This window comes from Streptomyces sp. NBC_00483 (genome assembly GCF_036013745.1).
Classification (GTDB): Bacteria; Actinomycetota; Actinomycetes; order Streptomycetales; family Streptomycetaceae; genus Streptomyces.
In genome coordinates, this window is record NZ_CP107880.1 from 5,719,603 (window position 1) to 5,736,378 (window position 16,776).

Annotated in this window: 15 protein-coding genes and 1 tRNA gene; 13 read left to right on the forward strand and 3 right to left on the reverse strand. The window is 67.8% G+C overall.

Going from position 1 to position 16,776, the window contains the following annotated elements; genetic code table 11:
* Nucleotides 1-30 precede the first annotated feature (30 nt).
* Together OHA73_RS25715 and OHA73_RS25720 are read left to right on the forward strand one after the other, a co-directional pair.
* Nucleotides 31-1,467 (forward strand): DHA2 family efflux MFS transporter permease subunit, encoded by a 1,437-nt coding sequence (locus OHA73_RS25715; protein ID WP_327656246.1) that lies wholly within the window; start codon nt 31-33, stop codon nt 1,465-1,467.
* An 82-nt stretch (nt 1,468-1,549) separates the two neighbouring features.
* Nucleotides 1,550-2,605 carry a UDP-N-acetylmuramate dehydrogenase gene (locus tag OHA73_RS25720; protein WP_443063129.1) on the forward strand — a complete coding sequence of 352 codons (1,056 nt, stop codon included), beginning with the start codon at nt 1,550-1,552 and terminating at the stop codon, nt 2,603-2,605.
* A 22-nt stretch (nt 2,606-2,627) separates the two neighbouring features.
* On the opposite strand, the gene OHA73_RS25725 is transcribed toward OHA73_RS25720, so the two are convergent.
* The gene (locus OHA73_RS25725; RefSeq protein WP_267069524.1) at nt 2,628-3,260 is read right to left on the reverse strand and encodes an NAD(P)-dependent oxidoreductase; all 633 of its coding nucleotides are present in this window, start codon (nt 3,258-3,260) and stop codon (nt 2,628-2,630) included.
* A 108-nt stretch (nt 3,261-3,368) separates the two neighbouring features.
* On the opposite strand from OHA73_RS25725, the gene OHA73_RS25730 reads away from it, so the two are divergent.
* A complete protein-coding gene (locus OHA73_RS25730) occupies nt 3,369-3,974 on the forward strand; it encodes a TetR/AcrR family transcriptional regulator (RefSeq protein WP_327656248.1) in 606 nt (201 codons plus the stop codon).
* A 43-nt stretch (nt 3,975-4,017) separates the two neighbouring features.
* On the opposite strand, the gene OHA73_RS25735 is transcribed toward OHA73_RS25730, so the two are convergent.
* Nucleotides 4,018-5,040 (reverse strand): adenosine deaminase, encoded by a 1,023-nt coding sequence (locus OHA73_RS25735; protein WP_266713034.1) that lies wholly within the window; start codon nt 5,038-5,040, stop codon nt 4,018-4,020.
* A gap of 126 nt (nt 5,041-5,166) precedes the next feature.
* Nucleotides 5,167-6,414 carry a pyridoxal phosphate-dependent aminotransferase gene (locus OHA73_RS25740; protein ID WP_266713036.1) on the reverse strand — a complete coding sequence of 416 codons (1,248 nt, stop codon included), beginning with the start codon at nt 6,412-6,414 and terminating at the stop codon, nt 5,167-5,169.
* A gap of 202 nt (nt 6,415-6,616) precedes the next feature.
* Between OHA73_RS25740 and OHA73_RS25745 the strand changes: the two genes are divergently transcribed.
* The 10 genes from OHA73_RS25745 to rpoB all read left to right on the forward strand — a co-directional run bounded on the left by OHA73_RS25745 (nt 6,617) and on the right by rpoB (nt 16,716).
* Nucleotides 6,617-6,689 (forward strand) — tRNA-Trp (locus tag OHA73_RS25745).
* A gap of 107 nt (nt 6,690-6,796) precedes the next feature.
* Nucleotides 6,797-7,075: a preprotein translocase subunit SecE gene (gene secE, locus OHA73_RS25750; protein WP_266713038.1), complete on the forward strand. Its 279-nt coding sequence runs from the start codon at nt 6,797-6,799 to the stop codon at nt 7,073-7,075.
* A 79-nt stretch (nt 7,076-7,154) separates the two neighbouring features.
* Nucleotides 7,155-8,033 carry a transcription termination/antitermination protein NusG gene (gene nusG, locus OHA73_RS25755; protein ID WP_327656249.1) on the forward strand — a complete coding sequence of 293 codons (879 nt, stop codon included), beginning with the start codon at nt 7,155-7,157 and terminating at the stop codon, nt 8,031-8,033.
* Nucleotides 8,034-8,236: 203 nt separating this feature from the next.
* A complete protein-coding gene (rplK, locus tag OHA73_RS25760; RefSeq protein WP_040252631.1) occupies nt 8,237-8,671 on the forward strand; it encodes a 50S ribosomal protein L11 in 435 nt (144 codons plus the stop codon).
* Between the two features lie 77 nt (nt 8,672-8,748).
* Nucleotides 8,749-9,480, forward strand: coding sequence for a 50S ribosomal protein L1 (rplA, locus tag OHA73_RS25765; protein WP_266713044.1), 732 nt, complete (start codon nt 8,749-8,751; stop codon nt 9,478-9,480).
* Between the two features lie 148 nt (nt 9,481-9,628).
* Entirely contained in the window at nt 9,629-10,306 is a 678-nt protein-coding gene (locus tag OHA73_RS25770) for a hypothetical protein (protein WP_327656250.1), read from the forward strand.
* Between the two features lie 74 nt (nt 10,307-10,380).
* The gene (locus tag OHA73_RS25775; protein ID WP_266713048.1) at nt 10,381-11,319 is read left to right on the forward strand and encodes a hypothetical protein; all 939 of its coding nucleotides are present in this window, start codon (nt 10,381-10,383) and stop codon (nt 11,317-11,319) included.
* 288 nt (nt 11,320-11,607) lie between these two features.
* Nucleotides 11,608-12,138, forward strand: a complete 531-nt coding sequence (gene rplJ, locus OHA73_RS25780) for a 50S ribosomal protein L10 (protein WP_266713050.1) — start codon at nt 11,608-11,610, stop codon at nt 12,136-12,138.
* 121 nt (nt 12,139-12,259) lie between these two features.
* Nucleotides 12,260-12,646, forward strand: coding sequence for a 50S ribosomal protein L7/L12 (gene rplL / locus OHA73_RS25785; RefSeq protein WP_266713052.1), 387 nt, complete (start codon nt 12,260-12,262; stop codon nt 12,644-12,646).
* A 584-nt stretch (nt 12,647-13,230) separates the two neighbouring features.
* Nucleotides 13,231-16,716: a DNA-directed RNA polymerase subunit beta gene (gene rpoB, locus OHA73_RS25790; RefSeq protein WP_266713054.1), complete on the forward strand. Its 3,486-nt coding sequence runs from the start codon at nt 13,231-13,233 to the stop codon at nt 16,714-16,716.
* Nucleotides 16,717-16,776 lie beyond the last annotated feature (60 nt).

The window sequence follows — 16,776 nt, forward strand, 5'->3', positions numbered from 1 at the left end:
ATAACTAACCAAAGGTCACTGGGGGAAGCAATGTCAGGCACCACAGCACCAGCGCAGCGCGGGGGAGCCGTCTGGGCCCTCGTCATCACCAGCATCGCCGGATTCATGGCGGCCCTCGACAACCTCGTCGTCACCACGGCCCTGCCGTCCATCCGGCAGGATCTCGGCGGCGCGCTCGACGACCTGGAGTGGACGGTCAGCGCGTACACGCTCACCTTCGCCGTCCTGCTGATGTTCGGCGCGGCGCTCGGCGACCGGTTCGGGCGCAGGCGGCTCTTCCTGGTCGGGATCACGATCTTCACCGGCGCTTCCGCGGCCGCGGCCATGTCCACCGGCATCGACGCGCTGATCGTCGCCCGCGCCGTGCAGGGTGTTGGTGCCGCGATCATGATGCCGCTCACCCTGACCCTGCTCACCGCGGCGGTCCCGGCGGCCAAGCGCGGCCTCGCATACGGGATTTGGGGCGCGGTCAACGGGCTCGCGGTCGCCTCGGGGCCGCTCATCGGCGGCAGCCTCACCGAGCACATCTCCTGGCACTGGATCTTCTGGCTGAACGTTCCGCTGGGCCTCGCCCTGCTGCCGCTCGCCCGGCTGCGCCTGAAGGAGTCGTACGGCCCCGGCGCACGGCTCGACATCGTGGGCACCCTGCTCGCCAGCGGCGGTCTGTTCGGCATCGTGTACGGCCTGGTGCGCTCGCCCGTCGTCGGGTGGACCGATCCCCTCGTGCTGACCGGCCTGTTCGCGGGGACGGCGCTGCTCGCCGGGTTTGTGCGCCACGGAATCCGCAACGAGAACTCCATGCTGCCCATGCGGCTCTTCCGCTCCCGGGCCTTCTCCGGGATAAACGCCGCGAGCCTGCTGATGTTCCTCGGGATGTTCGGCTCGATCTTCCTGCTCAGCCAGTTCCTCCAGGGTGTGCTCGGCTACTCGCCGACCGAGGCGGGCCTCAGGATGCTGCCCTGGACCGGCATGCCGATGCTCGTCGCACCGATCGCCGGCATCCTCTCGGACCGCATCGGCGGCCGGCCCGTCGTCGCGGCGGGGCTGTTCCTCCAGGCCGTCGGACTCGGCTGGTTCGCCGCCGTGGTCTCCGCCGACGTCTCGTACGCCGCCCAGCTGCCGGCCCTGATCGTCAGCGGCGTCGGCATGGCCCTCTACTTCGCTCCGGCCGCCAACCTGGTCATGTCCAGCGTCCTTCCGCAGGAGCAGGGCATCGCATCCGGCGCCAACAACGCGCTGCGCGAGGTCGGCGGTGCGCTTGGCATCGCGGTCATGGCGTCGGTCTTCTCGGCTCAGGGCGGCTACGACTCCGCACAGCACTTCGTGAACGGGATCGAGCCCGCGCTGTGGGTGGGCGCAGCGCTCGTGGCCCTGGCCGGTGTCGCCGCCCTGTTCATCCCGCGTGAGGGGCGCGCCAAGCCCGGCGCACCGGATTCCGAGCCTGCTCCGGCCCTGGAGAACGCCTGATCGTTCCGGGCTTCCAGTGAGCCCGGCCACGGCAATGGCGGCCCCGTCCGAGCGGCGGGGCCGTTCTCGTACCCTTGAGCGCGTGCAGGAACTCCAGGACGCCCCTCTCGCCCCCCTGACCACCTTCCGGCTCGGCGGGCCCGCCACCCGGCTGCTCACCGCGACCACCGACACCGAGGTGGTCGACGCGGTGCGCGAGGCCGACGCCGCCGGTACGCCGCTGCTGATCATCGGCGGCGGCAGCAACCTCGTCATCGGCGACAAGGGCTTCGCGGGCACGGCCCTGCGCATCGCCACCAAGGGCTTCGAACTCGACGGTACGAAGCTGGAACTGGCGGCCGGTGAGACCTGGACCGACGCCGTCGAGCGCACCGTCGAGGCCGGGCTCGCGGGCGTCGAGTGCCTCGCAGGGATCCCCGGCTCCGCGGGCGCGACGCCGATCCAGAACGTGGGTGCGTACGGCCAGGAGGTCTCCTCCACGATCACCGAGGTGATCGCCTACGACCGCACGACCGGCGAGACCGTCACGATCCCGAACGCCGAGTGCGCCTTCTCGTACCGGCACAGCCGCTTCAAGGCCGAACCCGACCGCTACGTAGTGCTGCGTGTGCGGTTCGAGCTGGAGGATGCGGGCGGCCTCAGCGCGCCCCTGAAGTACCCGGAGACCGCGCGCTCCCTCGGCGTCGAGGCGGGCGAGCGCGTGTCCGCCGCCCTCGCGCGCGAGACGGTCCTGAAGCTGCGCGGCGGCAAGGGCATGGTGCTCGACCCGGAGGACCACGACACATGGTCGGCGGGCTCGTTCTTTACCAACCCGATCCTTACGGATGCGGAGTTCGCGGCCTTCCACGCGCGCGTGGTCGAGCGTCTGGGGACGGACGCGAAGGCCCCCGCGTTCCCCGCGGGGGAGGGCCTCACCAAGACCTCCGCGGCCTGGCTCATCGACAAGGCGGGCTTCACCAAGGGCTACGGGACCGGCCCCGCCCGCATTTCCACCAAGCACACGCTCGCCCTGACGAACCGCGGCGAGGCCACCACGGAGGACCTGCTCGCGCTCGCCCGTGAGGTCGTCGCCGGGGTCAGGGACGTCTTCGGCGTGACGCTGGTCAACGAGCCGGTGACGGTCGGCGTCAGCCTCTGAGCCGCCCCCGGCCCCGGGCCGCCTAGTAGGCGACCCCGACGCCCTGCTTCACCGTCGCCGGGTCGTCCACCATCGCCAGCATCGCGTGCGCCACGTCCGCGCGGCCGGCGAAGCGACCCGCGCGCGGGAAGCCGCCGACGACCGTGCGGTACGAACCGGTGAGCGGCTTGTCCTGGAGGCGGGGCGGCCGCACCGAGGTCCAGTCCGTGGCGCTGCGCGCCAACTCGGCCTCCATGGCGGTCAGATCGACATAGACGCCCTTGAGGATCGCGCCGACCATTTTCAGCATCACGCGGTCGATCAGCGGCGAGCCCGCCGGCTCGGGACCCACCGGACCCGCGCTGACCACCAGCAGCCTGCGCACGCCCTCCGCCTCCATCGCCTTCAGGACCGACCGCGTGAGCTCGGTGGCGATGCCCGCGTCCGCGCGCCTGCGGGCGCCCAGGCCGGACAGCACGGCGTCCCGGCCCGCGACCGCCGGGCGCAGCGACTCGGGGTCCTTCAGGTCGCCGCGGACCACCTCCAGGCGCTCGCCGGTCACGGTGAGCCTCGCGGGGTCGCGGACCACCGCCGTGACCTCGTGCCCGGCCGCCAGGGCCTGCCTGACGATCTCCTGTCCGATCCCGCCCGTCGCACCGAAAACCGTGAGCTTCATGGCGTACCTCCAGGTGTGCGTCGCTTGGTGGGTGAGTATTCACTCACCTCGATTCACCTTTAGAGTGAGTGAGTACTCACCCCCGCGTCAAGGTTGGTTGGAGCCCACATGGACCAGAAGCCGGCCCGTGTCCGCATCGTCGAGGCGGCCCACGAGCTCATGCTGAGCATCGGGCTCGCCCGCACGACCACCAAGGAGATCGCCAAGGCGGCGGACTGCTCCGAAGCGGCGCTCTACAAGTACTTCGCGAACAAGGAGGAGCTCTTCGTGACGGTGCTCAACGAGCGCCTCCCGAAGCTGGGTTCTCTTCTCGGTCGACTCCTCACGGAAGGCGCGGGAGACCCCGACCGCACGGTCGAGCAGAACCTCACCGAGATCGCCCGTGAAGCGGCGCTCTTCTACGAGCAGACGTTCCCGATGGCCGCGTCCCTGTATGCGGAGCCCAAGCTCAAGCGCCGCCACGAAGAGGTGATGCGGGAACTGGGCACCGGGCCGCACAAGCCGATCCAGGGTCTTGACGCCTACTTGCGGGCCGAACAGAAGTCCGGACGCATCGGCGCCGAAGCCGACACGTATGCGGCCGCCTCACTCCTCCTGGGTGCGTGCTCCCAGCGCGCCTTCGCCTACGAGATGTCCCCGGACGGCAGACCGCCCCAGCCGGTGGACGAGTTCGCGGCCCACATCGCGCGCACCCTACTGAACGGGATCGCCTGAGCGGGATCGCTTGAGCCGGCGGTCGGCCGGTCGGACGGTCCGCTCAGGCCGCGAGCCACTCGTCCACGCCGCTCAGAAGCTTCTCCCTGATGTCCTCGGGGGCCGCCGAGCCGCGCACCGACTGCCGGGCGAGTTCGGCCAGTTCGGCGTCGGAGAAGCCGTGGTGGCGACGCGCGATGTCGTACTGGGCGGCGAGCCGCGAGCCGAACAGGAGCGGGTCGTCGGCGCCCAGCGCCATCGGCACCCCGGCGTCGTACAGCGTGCGCAGCGGCACGTCCTCGGGCTTCTCGTAGACGCCGAGGGCGACGTTCGAGGCCGGGCACACCTCGCAGGTCACGCCCCCGTCCGCGAGGCGCTTCAGCAGTCGCGGATCCTCGGCTGCCCGCACGCCGTGGCCGACCCGCGTGGCATCCAGGTCGTCGAGGCAGTCGCGCACGGACGAGGGGCCGGTCAGCTCGCCCCCGTGCGGCGCCGAAAGCAGCCCGCCCTCGCGCGCGATGGCGAAGGCCCGGTCGAAGTCCCGCGCCATGCCCCGCCGTTCGTCGTTGGAGAGCCCGAAACCGACGATGCCCCGGTCCGCGTACCGCACCGCGAGCCGCGCCAGCGTACGGGCGTCCAGCGGGTGCTTCATACGGTTCGCGGCGACGAGGACGCGCATCCCGAGCCCGGTCTCCCGCGCGGCGCTGTCCACGGCGTCGAGGATGATCTCCAGAGCCGGGATCAGGCCGCCGAGACGCGGCGCGTACGAGGTCGGATCGACCTGGATCTCCAGCCACCCGGACCCGTCCGCGATGTCCTCCTCCGCGGCCTCCCGCACCAGACGCTGAATGTCCTCGGGAGCCCGCAGACAGGAACGCGCCGCATCGTAGAGCCGCTGAAAGCGGAACCAGCCCCGCTCGTCCGTCGCCCGCAGCTTCGGTGGCTCGGCCCCGGTCAGCGCGTCCGGGAGCCGCACTCCGTATTTGTCGGCGAGTTCCAACAGGGTCGTGGGCCGCATCGACCCGGTGAAGTGCAGATGCAGGTGGGCCTTCGGCAACTGACGTACATCACGTCCTACACGCTCCATCCCAAGATCCTGCCGTACGCACCTGTCGTACCGGTAGCGCCTTTCCACCTTCGGGGACCCGTCCGAACGAACAAGCGGGCCGCCTCCGGAGGGAGACGGCCCGCTTGCACACACTTACGTAGAAGCTCAGTCGCGCGCCTCGGCGAGCAGCTTCTGGATGCGCGAGACGCCCTCGACGAGGTCCTCGTCACCGAGCGCGTACGACAGCCGCAGGTAACCCGGCGTGCCGAAGGCCTCGCCCGGAACCACCGCGACCTCGGCCTCCTCCAGGATGAGCGCGGCCAGCTCGACGCTGTCCTGCGGGCGCTTGCCGCGGATCTCCTTGCCGAGCAGACCCTTCACCGACGGGTACGCGTAGAAGGCACCCTCGGGCTCCGGGCAGACGATGCCGTCGATCTCGTTGAGCATCCGCACGATCGTCTTACGACGCCGGTCGAAGGCCTCGCGCATCTTCTCCACGGCCGTCAGGTCGCCGGACACGGCGGCGAGCGCGGCCGCCTGCGCCACGTTGGAGACGTTCGAAGTGGCGTGCGACTGCAGGTTCGTCGCGGCCTTCACCACGTCCTTCGGGCCGATGATCCACCCGACGCGCCAGCCGGTCATCGCGTACGTCTTCGCGACACCGTTGACCACGATGCACTTGTCGCGCAGCTCCGGAAGGAGCGCCGGCAGCGACGTGAACTTCGCGTCTCCGTAGACGAGGTGCTCGTAGATCTCGTCCGTCATCACCCACAGGCCGTGCTCCACGGCCCAGCGGCCGATGGCCTCCGCGTCGGCCTCGCTGTACACGGCGCCCGTCGGGTTCGACGGCGACACGAACAGCACGACCTTCGTGCGCTCGGTGCGCGCGGCCTCCAGCTGCTCCACGGAGACGCGGTAGCCGGTCGTCTCGTCGGCGACGACCTCCACCGGCACACCGCCCGCGAGGCGGATCGACTCCGGGTACGTGGTCCAGTACGGGGCCGGGACGATGACCTCGTCGCCCGGGTCGAGGATCGCGGCGAACGCCTCGTAGATGGCCTGCTTGCCGCCGTTCGTCACCAGGATCTGCGAGGCGTCGACCTCGTAGCCGGAGTCGCGCAGCGTCTTCGCGGCGATCGCGGCCTTCAGCTCGGGCAGACCGCCGGCCGGGGTGTAGCGGTGGAACTTCGGGTTCTTGCAGGCCTCGATGGCCGCCTCGACCACGTAGTCCGGCGTCGGGAAGTCGGGTTCACCGGCGCCGAAGCCGATCACCGGGCGCCCGGCGGCCTTGAGGGCCTTGGCCTTGGCGTCGACGGCGAGGGTCGCGGACTCGGAGATCGAACCGACCCGGGCCGACACCCGACGCTCGGTGGGAGAGGAACCTGCGGACGGAGAAGGAGTTGCAGCGCTCATGACCCCATCGTTCCAGACCGGAAACCCGCCCGGCACACGGGTTTCGAAGAGCATGGGATCCACTCTTGATCCACTTGCGGATGTTGCTCGTTCGACGGGGGGCTCCGGAACACGTACACTCACTGCTCGTTGGCCTTCAACGGCCGCGCCTTCCGACTGCACTCCGTGCGTCAGGGCGGATGCGGTACGTTGGGGGAGACAAAGGGTCGTAGCTCAATTGGTAGAGCACTGGTCTCCAAAACCAGCGGTTGGGGGTTCAAGTCCCTCCGGCCCTGCTACACACTCCTTCGCCAGGATGTGTGCGCATGTACGTACTGCATTGCACCGCCGTGCGGCTCCACCGGGCGCGGCACGGCCACGACCCGGAATCAGGTGAGGACGAGTGACGGACGCCGTGGGCTCCATCGACAAGCCTGATGCTGAGGCACTGGAGTCCAAGAAGGCCCGTAAGGGCGGCAAGCGCGGAAAGAAGGGCCCCTTCGGCCGTCTCGCGCTCTTCTACCGCCAGATCGTCGCGGAACTCCGCAAGGTCGTCTGGCCGACTCGCAATCAGCTCTCGACGTACACCACAGTGGTGATTGTGTTCGTCGTCATCATGATCGGTCTTGTCACCGTGATTGACTATGGCTTCAACCACCTTGTCAAGTACGTATTCGGCTGAGCCGAAAAGCGGAGGGCGCCGAAGTCCGGCGCCCCTTTCGCGCGTTCCACCCCTATGTATCCAGGAAGAAGCAGCCACAGTGTCTGACCCGAACCTGAACGAGGCGATCGAGCCGGTCGAGTCCGCTGAGGACGAGCTCGACATCGTCGAGGCGGCGGACGCCGAGGACCCGGACCAGGCAGAGGCTGCCGACATCGCTGCCGGCGAGCCCGCCGAGGAAGCCGCGGTCGAGACCGTGGTGGACGCCGACGCCGAGGCCGCCGAGGAAGCCCAGGCGGAGGACGTCCCGGCCGAGGCCGAGGAAGCCGTCGAGGCCGAGGAAGCCGTCGAGGAGGAGCCGGTCGACCCGATCACCGCGCTCCGCGAGGAACTGCGGTTCCTGCCCGGCGACTGGTACGTGATCCACACCTACGCGGGCTACGAGAAGCGCGTGAAGGCGAACCTGGAGCAGCGCGCCGTCTCGCTCAACGTCGAGGAGTTCATCTACCAGGCCGAGGTCCCCGAGGAAGAGATCGTCCAGATCAAGAACGGCGAGCGCAAGAACGTCCGGCAGAACAAGCTGCCCGGTTACGTTCTCGTCCGCATGGATCTGACGAACGAGTCCTGGGGCGTCGTCCGTAACACGCCCGGCGTCACCGGCTTCGTGGGCAACGCCTACGACCCGTACCCGCTGACCCTGGACGAGATCGTCAAGATGCTGGCCCCGGAGGCCGAGGAGAAGGCCGCCCGCGAGGCCGCCGAGTCCGAGGGCAAGCCGGCGCCGCAGCGCAAGGTCGAGGTCCAGGTCCTGGACTTCGAGGTCGGCGACTCGGTCACCGTCACCGACGGCCCGTTCGCGACGCTGCAGGCGACGATCAACGAGATCAACGCCGACTCGAAGAAGGTCAAGGGCCTCGTCGAGATCTTCGGTCGCGAGACCCCGGTCGAGCTGAGCTTCGACCAGATCCAGAAGAACTAGCCCTTCCGGCGCCTTCTGGGCACACGCTTCCGAACAGGTCAGACGGGCTGAAAAGCCTGTCTGACCTGCTCGGTTTTTAGCCGCGCATGGATACCCGTTATCGTTGTGCGGTATGCCTCCATCCGGATGATCTGGACGATCATCGATCAGCCTTGATCAGGATGGTGGCTGAACACTCTCACTAAGACCCGGAGAGAGAGCACATGCCTCCCAAGAAGAAGAAGGTCACGGGGCTTATCAAGCTCCAGATCCAGGCCGGCGCCGCCAACCCGGCCCCGCCTGTCGGCCCCGCGCTGGGCCAGCACGGCGTGAACATCATGGAGTTCTGCAAGGCCTACAACGCCGCGACCGAGTCGCAGCGCGGTTGGGTCATCCCGGTGGAGATCACGGTCTACGAAGACCGTTCCTTCACCTTCATCACCAAGACCCCGCCGGCCGCGAAGATGATCCTCAAGGCCGCTGGTGTCGAGAAGGGCTCTGGCGAGCCGCACAAGACCAAGGTCGCCAAGATCACCGAGGCGCAGGTCCGCGAGATCGCCACCACCAAGATGCCCGACCTCAACGCCAATGACCTGGACGCCGCGTCCAAGATCATCGCCGGCACCGCCCGCTCCATGGGCGTCACGGTCGAGGGCTGACCTCCACCTCGTAGATCCATCCGTGGCAGGGCCTGCTCGGCCCGCACCACGACTCCTCTAGAACTCAGGAGAAGCAAGTGAGCAAGCGCAGCAAGTCTCTCCGCGCTGCGGACGCCAAGATCGACGGGGCCAAGCTCTACGCCCCGCTCGAGGCCGTCCGTCTCGCCAAGGAGACCTCCACGTCGAAGTTCGACGGCACCGTCGAGATCGCCTTCCGCCTGGGCGTTGACCCGCGCAAGGCCGACCAGATGGTCCGTGGCACCGTGAACCTCCCGCACGGCACCGGTAAGACCGCCCGGGTCCTGGTCTTCGCGACCGGTGACCGTGCTGCGGCCGCGGAAGCCGCTGGCGCCGACATCGTCGGCTCCGACGAGCTCATCGCCGAGATCGCCAAGGGCGACCGCCTGAACGAGTTCGACGCCGTTGTCGCCACCCCGGACCTCATGGGCAAGGTCGGCCGCCTCGGCCGCGTGCTCGGTCCGCGTGGCCTCATGCCGAACCCGAAGACCGGCACCGTGACGCCGGACGTGGTCAAGGCCGTGAACGAGATCAAGGGCGGCAAGATCGAGTTCCGCGTCGACAAGCACGCGAACCTGCACTTCATCATCGGCAAGGTGTCCTTCGACGACGCCAAGCTGGTGGAGAACTACGGCGCGGCCCTGGAGGAGATCCTCCGCCTGAAGCCGTCCGCCGCCAAGGGTCGCTACATCAAGCGGGCCGCCATCAGCACCACGGTGGGCCCCGGCATTCAGCTCGACTCCAACCGCACCCGCAACCTCCTCGTCGAGGAGGACCCGGCCGCGGTCTGAGCCCCTTAAGGCTCACTGAAGTCGGCTACGGGCCCCGCACCTTTCGAGGTGCGGGGCCCGTTCCGCTTTTCCGGTCCGTACGGTGCCGTGGCTGCGCTAGCTTCGCGGTGACCGACTGGGGGAGTGGATGCTGCGGTACGCGCGCGTGGTGACTCTGGCAGCCGTGGGCATCCTGCTCACCGCCTGCGGCGGGACACAGGAGCACGGGGCCGGCGAGGCGCGCGAAGCACGCGAGGCGCTGCGCACGGCCCGGCAGCAGGTCGTCGCGGTGGGCTCGGCGCGCGTCGACGCGACGATGACCACCGGCAAGCGGCTGACCTCGCGCAGCACGGGCGCGCTCGGCTGGTCGGACGGCGTCGAGGGCACCGTGACCGTACGGGGCACGGGCGGCGAACTGGCGACCTCCACGCGCGCGTTGGGTGGCGACCCGTCCCAGACGCGCTTCCTTCCGGACGCCCAGTACACGCGCATGAGCGACCGGTTCGCCGAGCTCCAGGGCGGCCGGCACTGGATCCGCCGCCCCTACGACACCCGCAGCGACCTCACCCCGGCCGACCCCCTCAAGGACCTCATCGGGGCCGAGGACGTCCACAGGGTGGGCCGGGAGGCCGTGCGCGGCACACGGACCACCCACTACCGGGGGACCTCCGGCCGCCGGCACATCGACGTATGGCTCGATGCCCGGCATCTCCTGGTGCGGCGCACCCAGCACGTGGGCGACTTCACGGTGACCGTCCACTACCGCGAATACGGCGCCCCGGCAGCGGCCGAACGCCCGGCAGCACGGGACACCGTCGACTTCGCGGACGTCACCGGCGCCGGATGAAGCTGTGGGCGGGCTGTCCGAGGCGTCCGCTATCGTGCGGACAGATCGAGACGCACCAAGGGGTGGGATTCAAGATGACTGTTTCCGTACGACGTGTGGTCGGCGCTGCCGCTGCCACCGCGCTGCTGTGTTCGGCCGTCGCCGCTTGTAGTGGCGGGGACGACAAGGGCGGCGACAAGGCCTCCGGGACGGGGTCCCAGTCGGTCGCGCAGGCCGTCAAGGCCGCGTACACGAAGACCTCCGCGGCCAAGTCCGCCAAGGTCGAGATGACCATGAAGATGCCGACGGCTGCCCAGGGCGGCGGCGACATGAAGATGTCCGGCACCATGGGCTGGGACCCGACCGTCATGGATATGACGATGTCCGGCGCCGCGCTCTCGGGGGGCGGCGCGGACGCGCCCAAGAACATCCGCATGCTCATGCAGGACAACGTGATGTACATGGACATGGGCGCCAATGCCGCCAAGTCCATGGACGGCAAGCGCTGGATGAAGATGGACCTCGCCGCCATGGCGAAGAAGTCCGGCGACGAGAAGCTGGCGAGCCAGATGACCGGCAGCCTGGACAACATGAACCAGGACCCGGCCCAGCAGATCGCCGTCCTGCTGGACTCGCCCAACCTGAAGCACCTCGGTTCGGCCACGGTGGACGGCGCCGAGACGCAGCACTACAAGGGCAAGCTGACGGTCGACGAGATGATGGCGAAGAACGACTCGCTGAAGGTCCTCGGCAAGTCGGAGCGCGACCAGCTGCTCAAGAACGTCAAGAAGGCCGGTATCAAGACCTACGACACCGAGCTGTGGATCAACAAGGACGACCTGCCGGTCCGGCTCGACGTCACGATGGACAGCTCGCAGGGCGCCATCCAGGTGTCGGAGAAGTTCTCCGACTACGGCGCCGCGGTGAAGGCCGACGTGCCGCCCGCGAGCCAGACCTTCGACATGATGAAGATGCTCAAGGAGCTCGGCGGGGCCTCCGGCGGCGCCGGCAGCAGCGCCGGTTCTGCCTCTTAGGGGGTCGACCGCGGCGTCTGAGCGGATTTGCTCGACACGCTCTCTTTCACGTAACCTTCCACAGAAGCCAAAGACCGCTGGTCGTTGCCGTGCGCTCGCAAGAGGGTTCGGTGGCCGAAGGATCCGCTGAAACTGCGGACGACCCGCGCAGGTGACCGTGGAAGTGCTCCTGGAACCCCTTCGGGGAATCCGGTCGAGCTCACGCCCCGTGCGCCTGCGCCGGGGCGTTTCGTTTTCCCCAGCCTCCTTGCGAGCGGTCCTCATCACCCGGAAGGAGGCCGACGCTCTATGCCGACGCCCGACAAGGCTGCCGCGGTAGCCGAGCTCACGGACAAGTTCCGCAGCTCGAACGCCGCTGTGCTGACCGAGTACCGGGGTCTCACCGTGGCCCAGCTCAAGCAGCTGCGCCGTTCGCTCGGTGAGAACTCCGAGTACGCCGTGGTGAAGAACACGCTGACCAAGATCGCGGCCAACGAGGCCGGGATCAACACGCTGGACGACCTGTTCAACGGTCCGACGGCGGTTGCCTTCGTCACCGGTGACCCGGTGGAGTCGGCCAAGGGTCTTCGTGACTTCGCCAAGGAGAACCCGAATCTCGTCATCAAGGGCGGTGTCCTTGACGGCAAGGCGCTGTCCGCCGACGAGATCAAGAAGCTTGCGGACCTCGAGTCCCGCGAGGTTCTGCTGTCCAAGCTGGCCGGTGCCTTCAAGGCGAAGCAGTCGCAGGCTGCCTCCGTCTTCAACGCGCTGCCGACGAAGCTCGTCCGCACCGTGGACGCGCTCCGTGCCAAGCAGGACGAGCAGGGCGGTGCCGAGTAACTCGGCTCGCTTTTTGATCCTCGCCGCCTGACCGGGCGGCAGGGATCGCAGCGGGCCCGAACGTACGCCCGCCTCACCCAGTACATCCGGCACCTGCCGATTTAGTGGAAGGACCGCCATCATGGCGAAGCTCACCCAGGACGAGCTGCTTGCGCAGTTCGAGGAGATGACCCTCATCGAGCTCTCCGAGTTCGTGAAGGCCTTCGAGGACAAGTTCGACGTCGAGGCTGCCGCTGCCGCCCCCGTCGTCGTCGCCGGTGCCGCTGGTGGCGCCGCCGCCGAGGCCGTCGAGGAGCAGGACGAGTTCGACGTCATCCTCACCGGCGCCGGTGACAAGAAGATCCAGGTCATCAAGGTCGTGCGCGAGCTGACCTCCCTGGGCCTCAAGGAGGCCAAGGACCTCGTCGACGGCACCCCGAAGCCGGTCCTCGAGAAGGTCGCCAAGGACGCTGCCGCGAAGGCCAAGGAGCAGCTCGAGGCTGCCGGCGCGGCCGTCGAGGTCAAGTAAGACCTCTTCGAGTCTGTCGACTCTTCTCCGGTGAAATTGCTCCCTCGGGAGCTGTAACGCCGAGGTACCGAAGGGCGATCACCCAACTGGGTGGTCGCCCTTCGGCGTTGTCCGGATCGCAGGCCGAGGGTGCCTTGCGCTGTCGGACGTGCAGAGTATGGTGATCTTCGTTGTGCCTGGCGCCACCCCTGTTCGGCCAAGAGGGGGCCTTGACGAACAGCACGCAGCGCGCAATTCTCAGGACGCGTCGTCACAACGATCCGGATCCGAGGCATGGATCGACGGCGAAGAGGGCAGTAAGGATGTGCGCTCAGCGCACAGGGAACGCCGCAGACGGTGAACGGATGAGAACAACGAGGGTCTCAAAAAACCCGCACTGGACATCAGTGGGCCTTCTGGCTACACTGTCCCTTTGCGCTGCCTGTTAGCTGCTCCCTGCCCGTCACCAGGGGCATGCCCTCGCCTCAGCACTGTGGATTGAATCGGCTCTGACCTGGCCATATGCCAGATCAGGGGCTCTGTCCCGTGTATGGCTTGGGACCGGTACGCGCGTAGTGAGTCCGAGCCCTCGGAAGGACCCCCTCTTGGCCGCCTCGCGCAACGCCTCGATCGCGAATACGAACAACGGCGCCAGCACCGCCCCGCTGCGCATCTCCTTTGCAAAGATCAGGGAGCCCCTCGAGGTCCCGAACCTGCTCGCGCTGCAAACCGAGAGCTTTGACTGGCTGCTCGGAAACACCGCTTGGCAGAGTCGGGTCGAGGCGGCTCTCGAGTCGGGTCAGGACGTCCCCAGGAAGTCCGGTCTGGAGGAGATCTTCGAGGAGATCTCCCCGATCGAGGACTTCTCCGGGTCGATGTCCCTGACGTTCCGCGACCACCGCTTCGAACCGCCGAAGAACTCGATCGACGAGTGCAAGGAGCGCGACTTCACGTACGCGGCTCCGCTCTTCGTCACCGCCGAGTTCACCAACAACGAGACCGGCGAGATCAAGTCCCAGACGGTCTTCATGGGCGACTTCCCGCTCATGACCAACAAGGGCACCTTCGTCATCAACGGCACCGAGCGTGTCGTTGTCTCCCAGCTGGTCCGCTCGCCGGGTGTCTACTTCGACTCCTCCATCGACAAGACGTCCGACAAGGACATCTTCTCCGCCAAGATCATCCCGTCCCGGGGTGCCTGGCTGGAGATGGAGATCGACAAGCGCGACATGGTCGGTGTGCGCATCGACCGCAAGCGCAAGCAGTCCGTCACCGTTCTCCTGAAGGCTCTCGGTTGGACGACCGAGCAGATCCTCGAGGAGTTCGGCCAGTACGAGTCCATGCGCGCCACCCTGGAGAAGGACCACACCCAGGGCCAGGACGACGCGCTGCTCGACATCTACCGCAAGCTGCGTCCGGGCGAGCCGCCCACGCGTGAAGCCGCGCAGACGCTGCTCGAGAACCTCTACTTCAACTCGAAGCGCTACGACCTCGCGAAGGTCGGCCGCTACAAGGTGAACAAGAAGCTCGGTGCCGAGGAGCCGCTGGACGCCGGCGTGCTCACGACCGACGACATCATCGCCTCCATCAAGTACCTCGTGAAGCTTCACGCGGGCGAGACGGAGACGGTGGGCGAGTCGGGCCGGGAGATCGTCGTCGAGACCGACGACATCGACCACTTCGGCAACCGTCGTATCCGTAACGTCGGCGAGCTCATCCAGAACCAGGTCCGTACGGGTCTCGCCCGTATGGAGCGCGTCGTGCGTGAGCGCATGACGACCCAGGACGTCGAGGCGATCACGCCGCAGACCCTGATCAACATTCGCCCGGTCGTGGCGTCGATCAAGGAGTTCTTCGGTACCTCGCAGCTGTCCCAGTTCATGGACCAGAACAACCCGCTGTCGGGGCTGACGCACAAGCGTCGTCTGAACGCCCTCGGCCCGGGTGGTCTGTCCCGTGAGCGGGCGGGCTTCGAGGTCCGAGACGTGCACCCCTCGCACTACGGCCGCATGTGCCCGATTGAGACCCCTGAAGGTCCCAACATCGGTCTCATCGGCTCGCTCGCCTCGTACGGCCGGATCAACCCGTTCGGCTTCATCGAGACGCCGTACCGCAAGGTCATCGAGGGCGTCGTCACCGACGACGTCGACTACCTGACGGCCGACGAGGAGGACCGCTTCGTCATCGCGCAGGCCAACGCGCCGCTGACGGAGGAGCTGACCTTCGCCGAGGCCCGCGTCCTGGTCCGCCGTCGTGGCGGAGAGGTCGACTACGTGCCCGGCACGGACGTCGACTACATGGACGTCTCGCCGCGCCAGATGGTGTCGGTCGCGACCGCGATGATCCCGTTCCTCGAGCACGACGACGCCAACCGTGCCCTCATGGGCGCGAACATGATGCGTCAGGCCGTGCCGCTGATTAAGTCCGAGGCGCCGCTCGTCGGCACCGGCATGGAGTACCGCTGCGCCACCGACGCCGGCGACGTGCTCAAGGCCGACAAGGACGGTGTGGTCCAGGAGGTCTCCGCGGACTACATCACCACCGCCAACGACGACGGCACGTACAGCACGTACCGCCTGCACAAGTTCTCCCGCTCGAACCAGGGCACTTCTGTCAACCAGAAGGTCGTCGTGGACGAGGGCGCGCGGATCATCACCGGCCAGGTCCTGGCCGACGGTCCCGCGACCGAAGAGGGCGAGATGGCCCTCGGTAAGAACCTGCTCGTGGCGTTCATGCCGTGGGAGGGTCACAACTACGAGGACGCGATCATCCTGTCGCAGCGCCTCGTGCAGGACGACGTCCTCTCCTCGATCCACATCGAGGAGCACGAGGTCGACGCCCGTGACACCAAGCTCGGCCCGGAGGAGATCACCCGGGACATCCCGAACGTCTCCGAGGAGGTCCTCGCCGACCTCGACGAGCGCGGCATCATCCGTATCGGTGCCGAGGTCGTCGCCGGCGACATCCTCGTCGGCAAGGTCACGCCCAAGGGTGAGACCGAGCTGACGCCGGAGGAGCGCCTGCTCCGCGCGATCTTCGGTGAGAAGGCGCGCGAGGTGCGCGACACCTCGCTGAAGGTGCCGCACGGTGAGATCGGCAAGGTCATCGGCGTCCGCGTCTTCGACCGCGAAGAGGGCGACGAGCTGCCGCCGGGCGTGAACCAGCTGGTTCGTGTCTACGTGGCCCAGAAGCGCAAGATCACCGATGGTGACAAGCTCGCCGGCCGTCACGGCAACAAGGGCGTCATCTCGAAGATCAACCCGATCGAGGACATGCCGTTCCTGGAGGACGGCACCCCGGTCGACATCATCCTCAACCCGCTGGGTGTGCCGTCCCGAATGAACCCGGGACAGGTCCTGGAGATCCACCTCGGCTGGCTCGCCAGCCAGGGCTGGGACGTCTCCGGCCTGAGCGACCAGTGGGCCCAGAGCCTGCAGTCGATCGGCGCCGACCAGGTCGAGCCGCGTACGAACGTCGCGACCCCGGTCTTCGACGGTGCGCGTGAGGACGAGCTCGCGGGCCTGCTCGAGAACGCCCGGCCGAACCGCGACGGCGACCGCATGGTCCTCCCGTCCGGTAAGGCGCACCTGTTCGACGGCCGCTCCGGCGAGCCGTTCCCGGAGCCGATCTCGGTCGGCTACATGTACATCCTCAAGCTGCACCACCTGGTCGACGACAAGCTGCACGCCCGTTCGACCGGTCCGTACTCGATGATCACCCAGCAGCCGCTGGGTGGTAAGGCTCAGTTCGGTGGCCAGCGCTTCGGTGAGATGGAGGTGTGGGCGCTTGAGGCTTATGGCGCCGCTTACGCCCTCCAGGAGCTGCTGACGATCAAGTCCGACGACGTCACCGGCCGCGTGAAGGTCTACGAGGCCATCGTCAAGGGCGAGAACATCCCCGAGCCCGGCATTCCCGAGTCCTTCAAGGTGCTCATCAAGGAAATGCAGTCCCTGTGCCTCAACGTGGAGGTGCTGTCCTCGGACGGCATGTCCATCGAGATGCGCGACACCGACGAGGACGTCTTCCGCGCAGCGGAGGAGCTCGGCATCGACCTGTCCCGGCGCGAGCCGAGCAGCGTCGAAGAGGTCTGACGGGAGTCCGGTAGGGGCCCGGAAACGGGCCCCCGCCGACCCCTCGACCCCCGTTTCAGA

Coding starts and splice junctions, on each gene's coding strand:
- OHA73_RS25740 (WP_266713036.1), bottom strand. CDS start 6,414: ATGAGCGCTGCAACTCCTTCTCCGTCCGCAGGTTCCTCTCCCACCGAG.
- rplK (WP_040252631.1), top strand. CDS start 8,237: ATGCCTCCCAAGAAGAAGAAGGTCACGGGGCTTATCAAGCTCCAGATC.
- OHA73_RS25715 (WP_327656246.1), top strand. CDS start 31: ATGTCAGGCACCACAGCACCAGCGCAGCGCGGGGGAGCCGTCTGGGCC.
- OHA73_RS25775 (WP_266713048.1), top strand. CDS start 10,381: ATGACTGTTTCCGTACGACGTGTGGTCGGCGCTGCCGCTGCCACCGCG.
- OHA73_RS25725 (WP_267069524.1), bottom strand. CDS start 3,260: ATGAAGCTCACGGTTTTCGGTGCGACGGGCGGGATCGGACAGGAGATC.
- rplL (WP_266713052.1), top strand. CDS start 12,260: ATGGCGAAGCTCACCCAGGACGAGCTGCTTGCGCAGTTCGAGGAGATG.
- OHA73_RS25735 (WP_266713034.1), bottom strand. CDS start 5,040: ATGGAGCGTGTAGGACGTGATGTACGTCAGTTGCCGAAGGCCCACCTG.
- OHA73_RS25730 (WP_327656248.1), top strand. CDS start 3,369: ATGGACCAGAAGCCGGCCCGTGTCCGCATCGTCGAGGCGGCCCACGAG.
- rplJ (WP_266713050.1), top strand. CDS start 11,608: ATGCCGACGCCCGACAAGGCTGCCGCGGTAGCCGAGCTCACGGACAAG.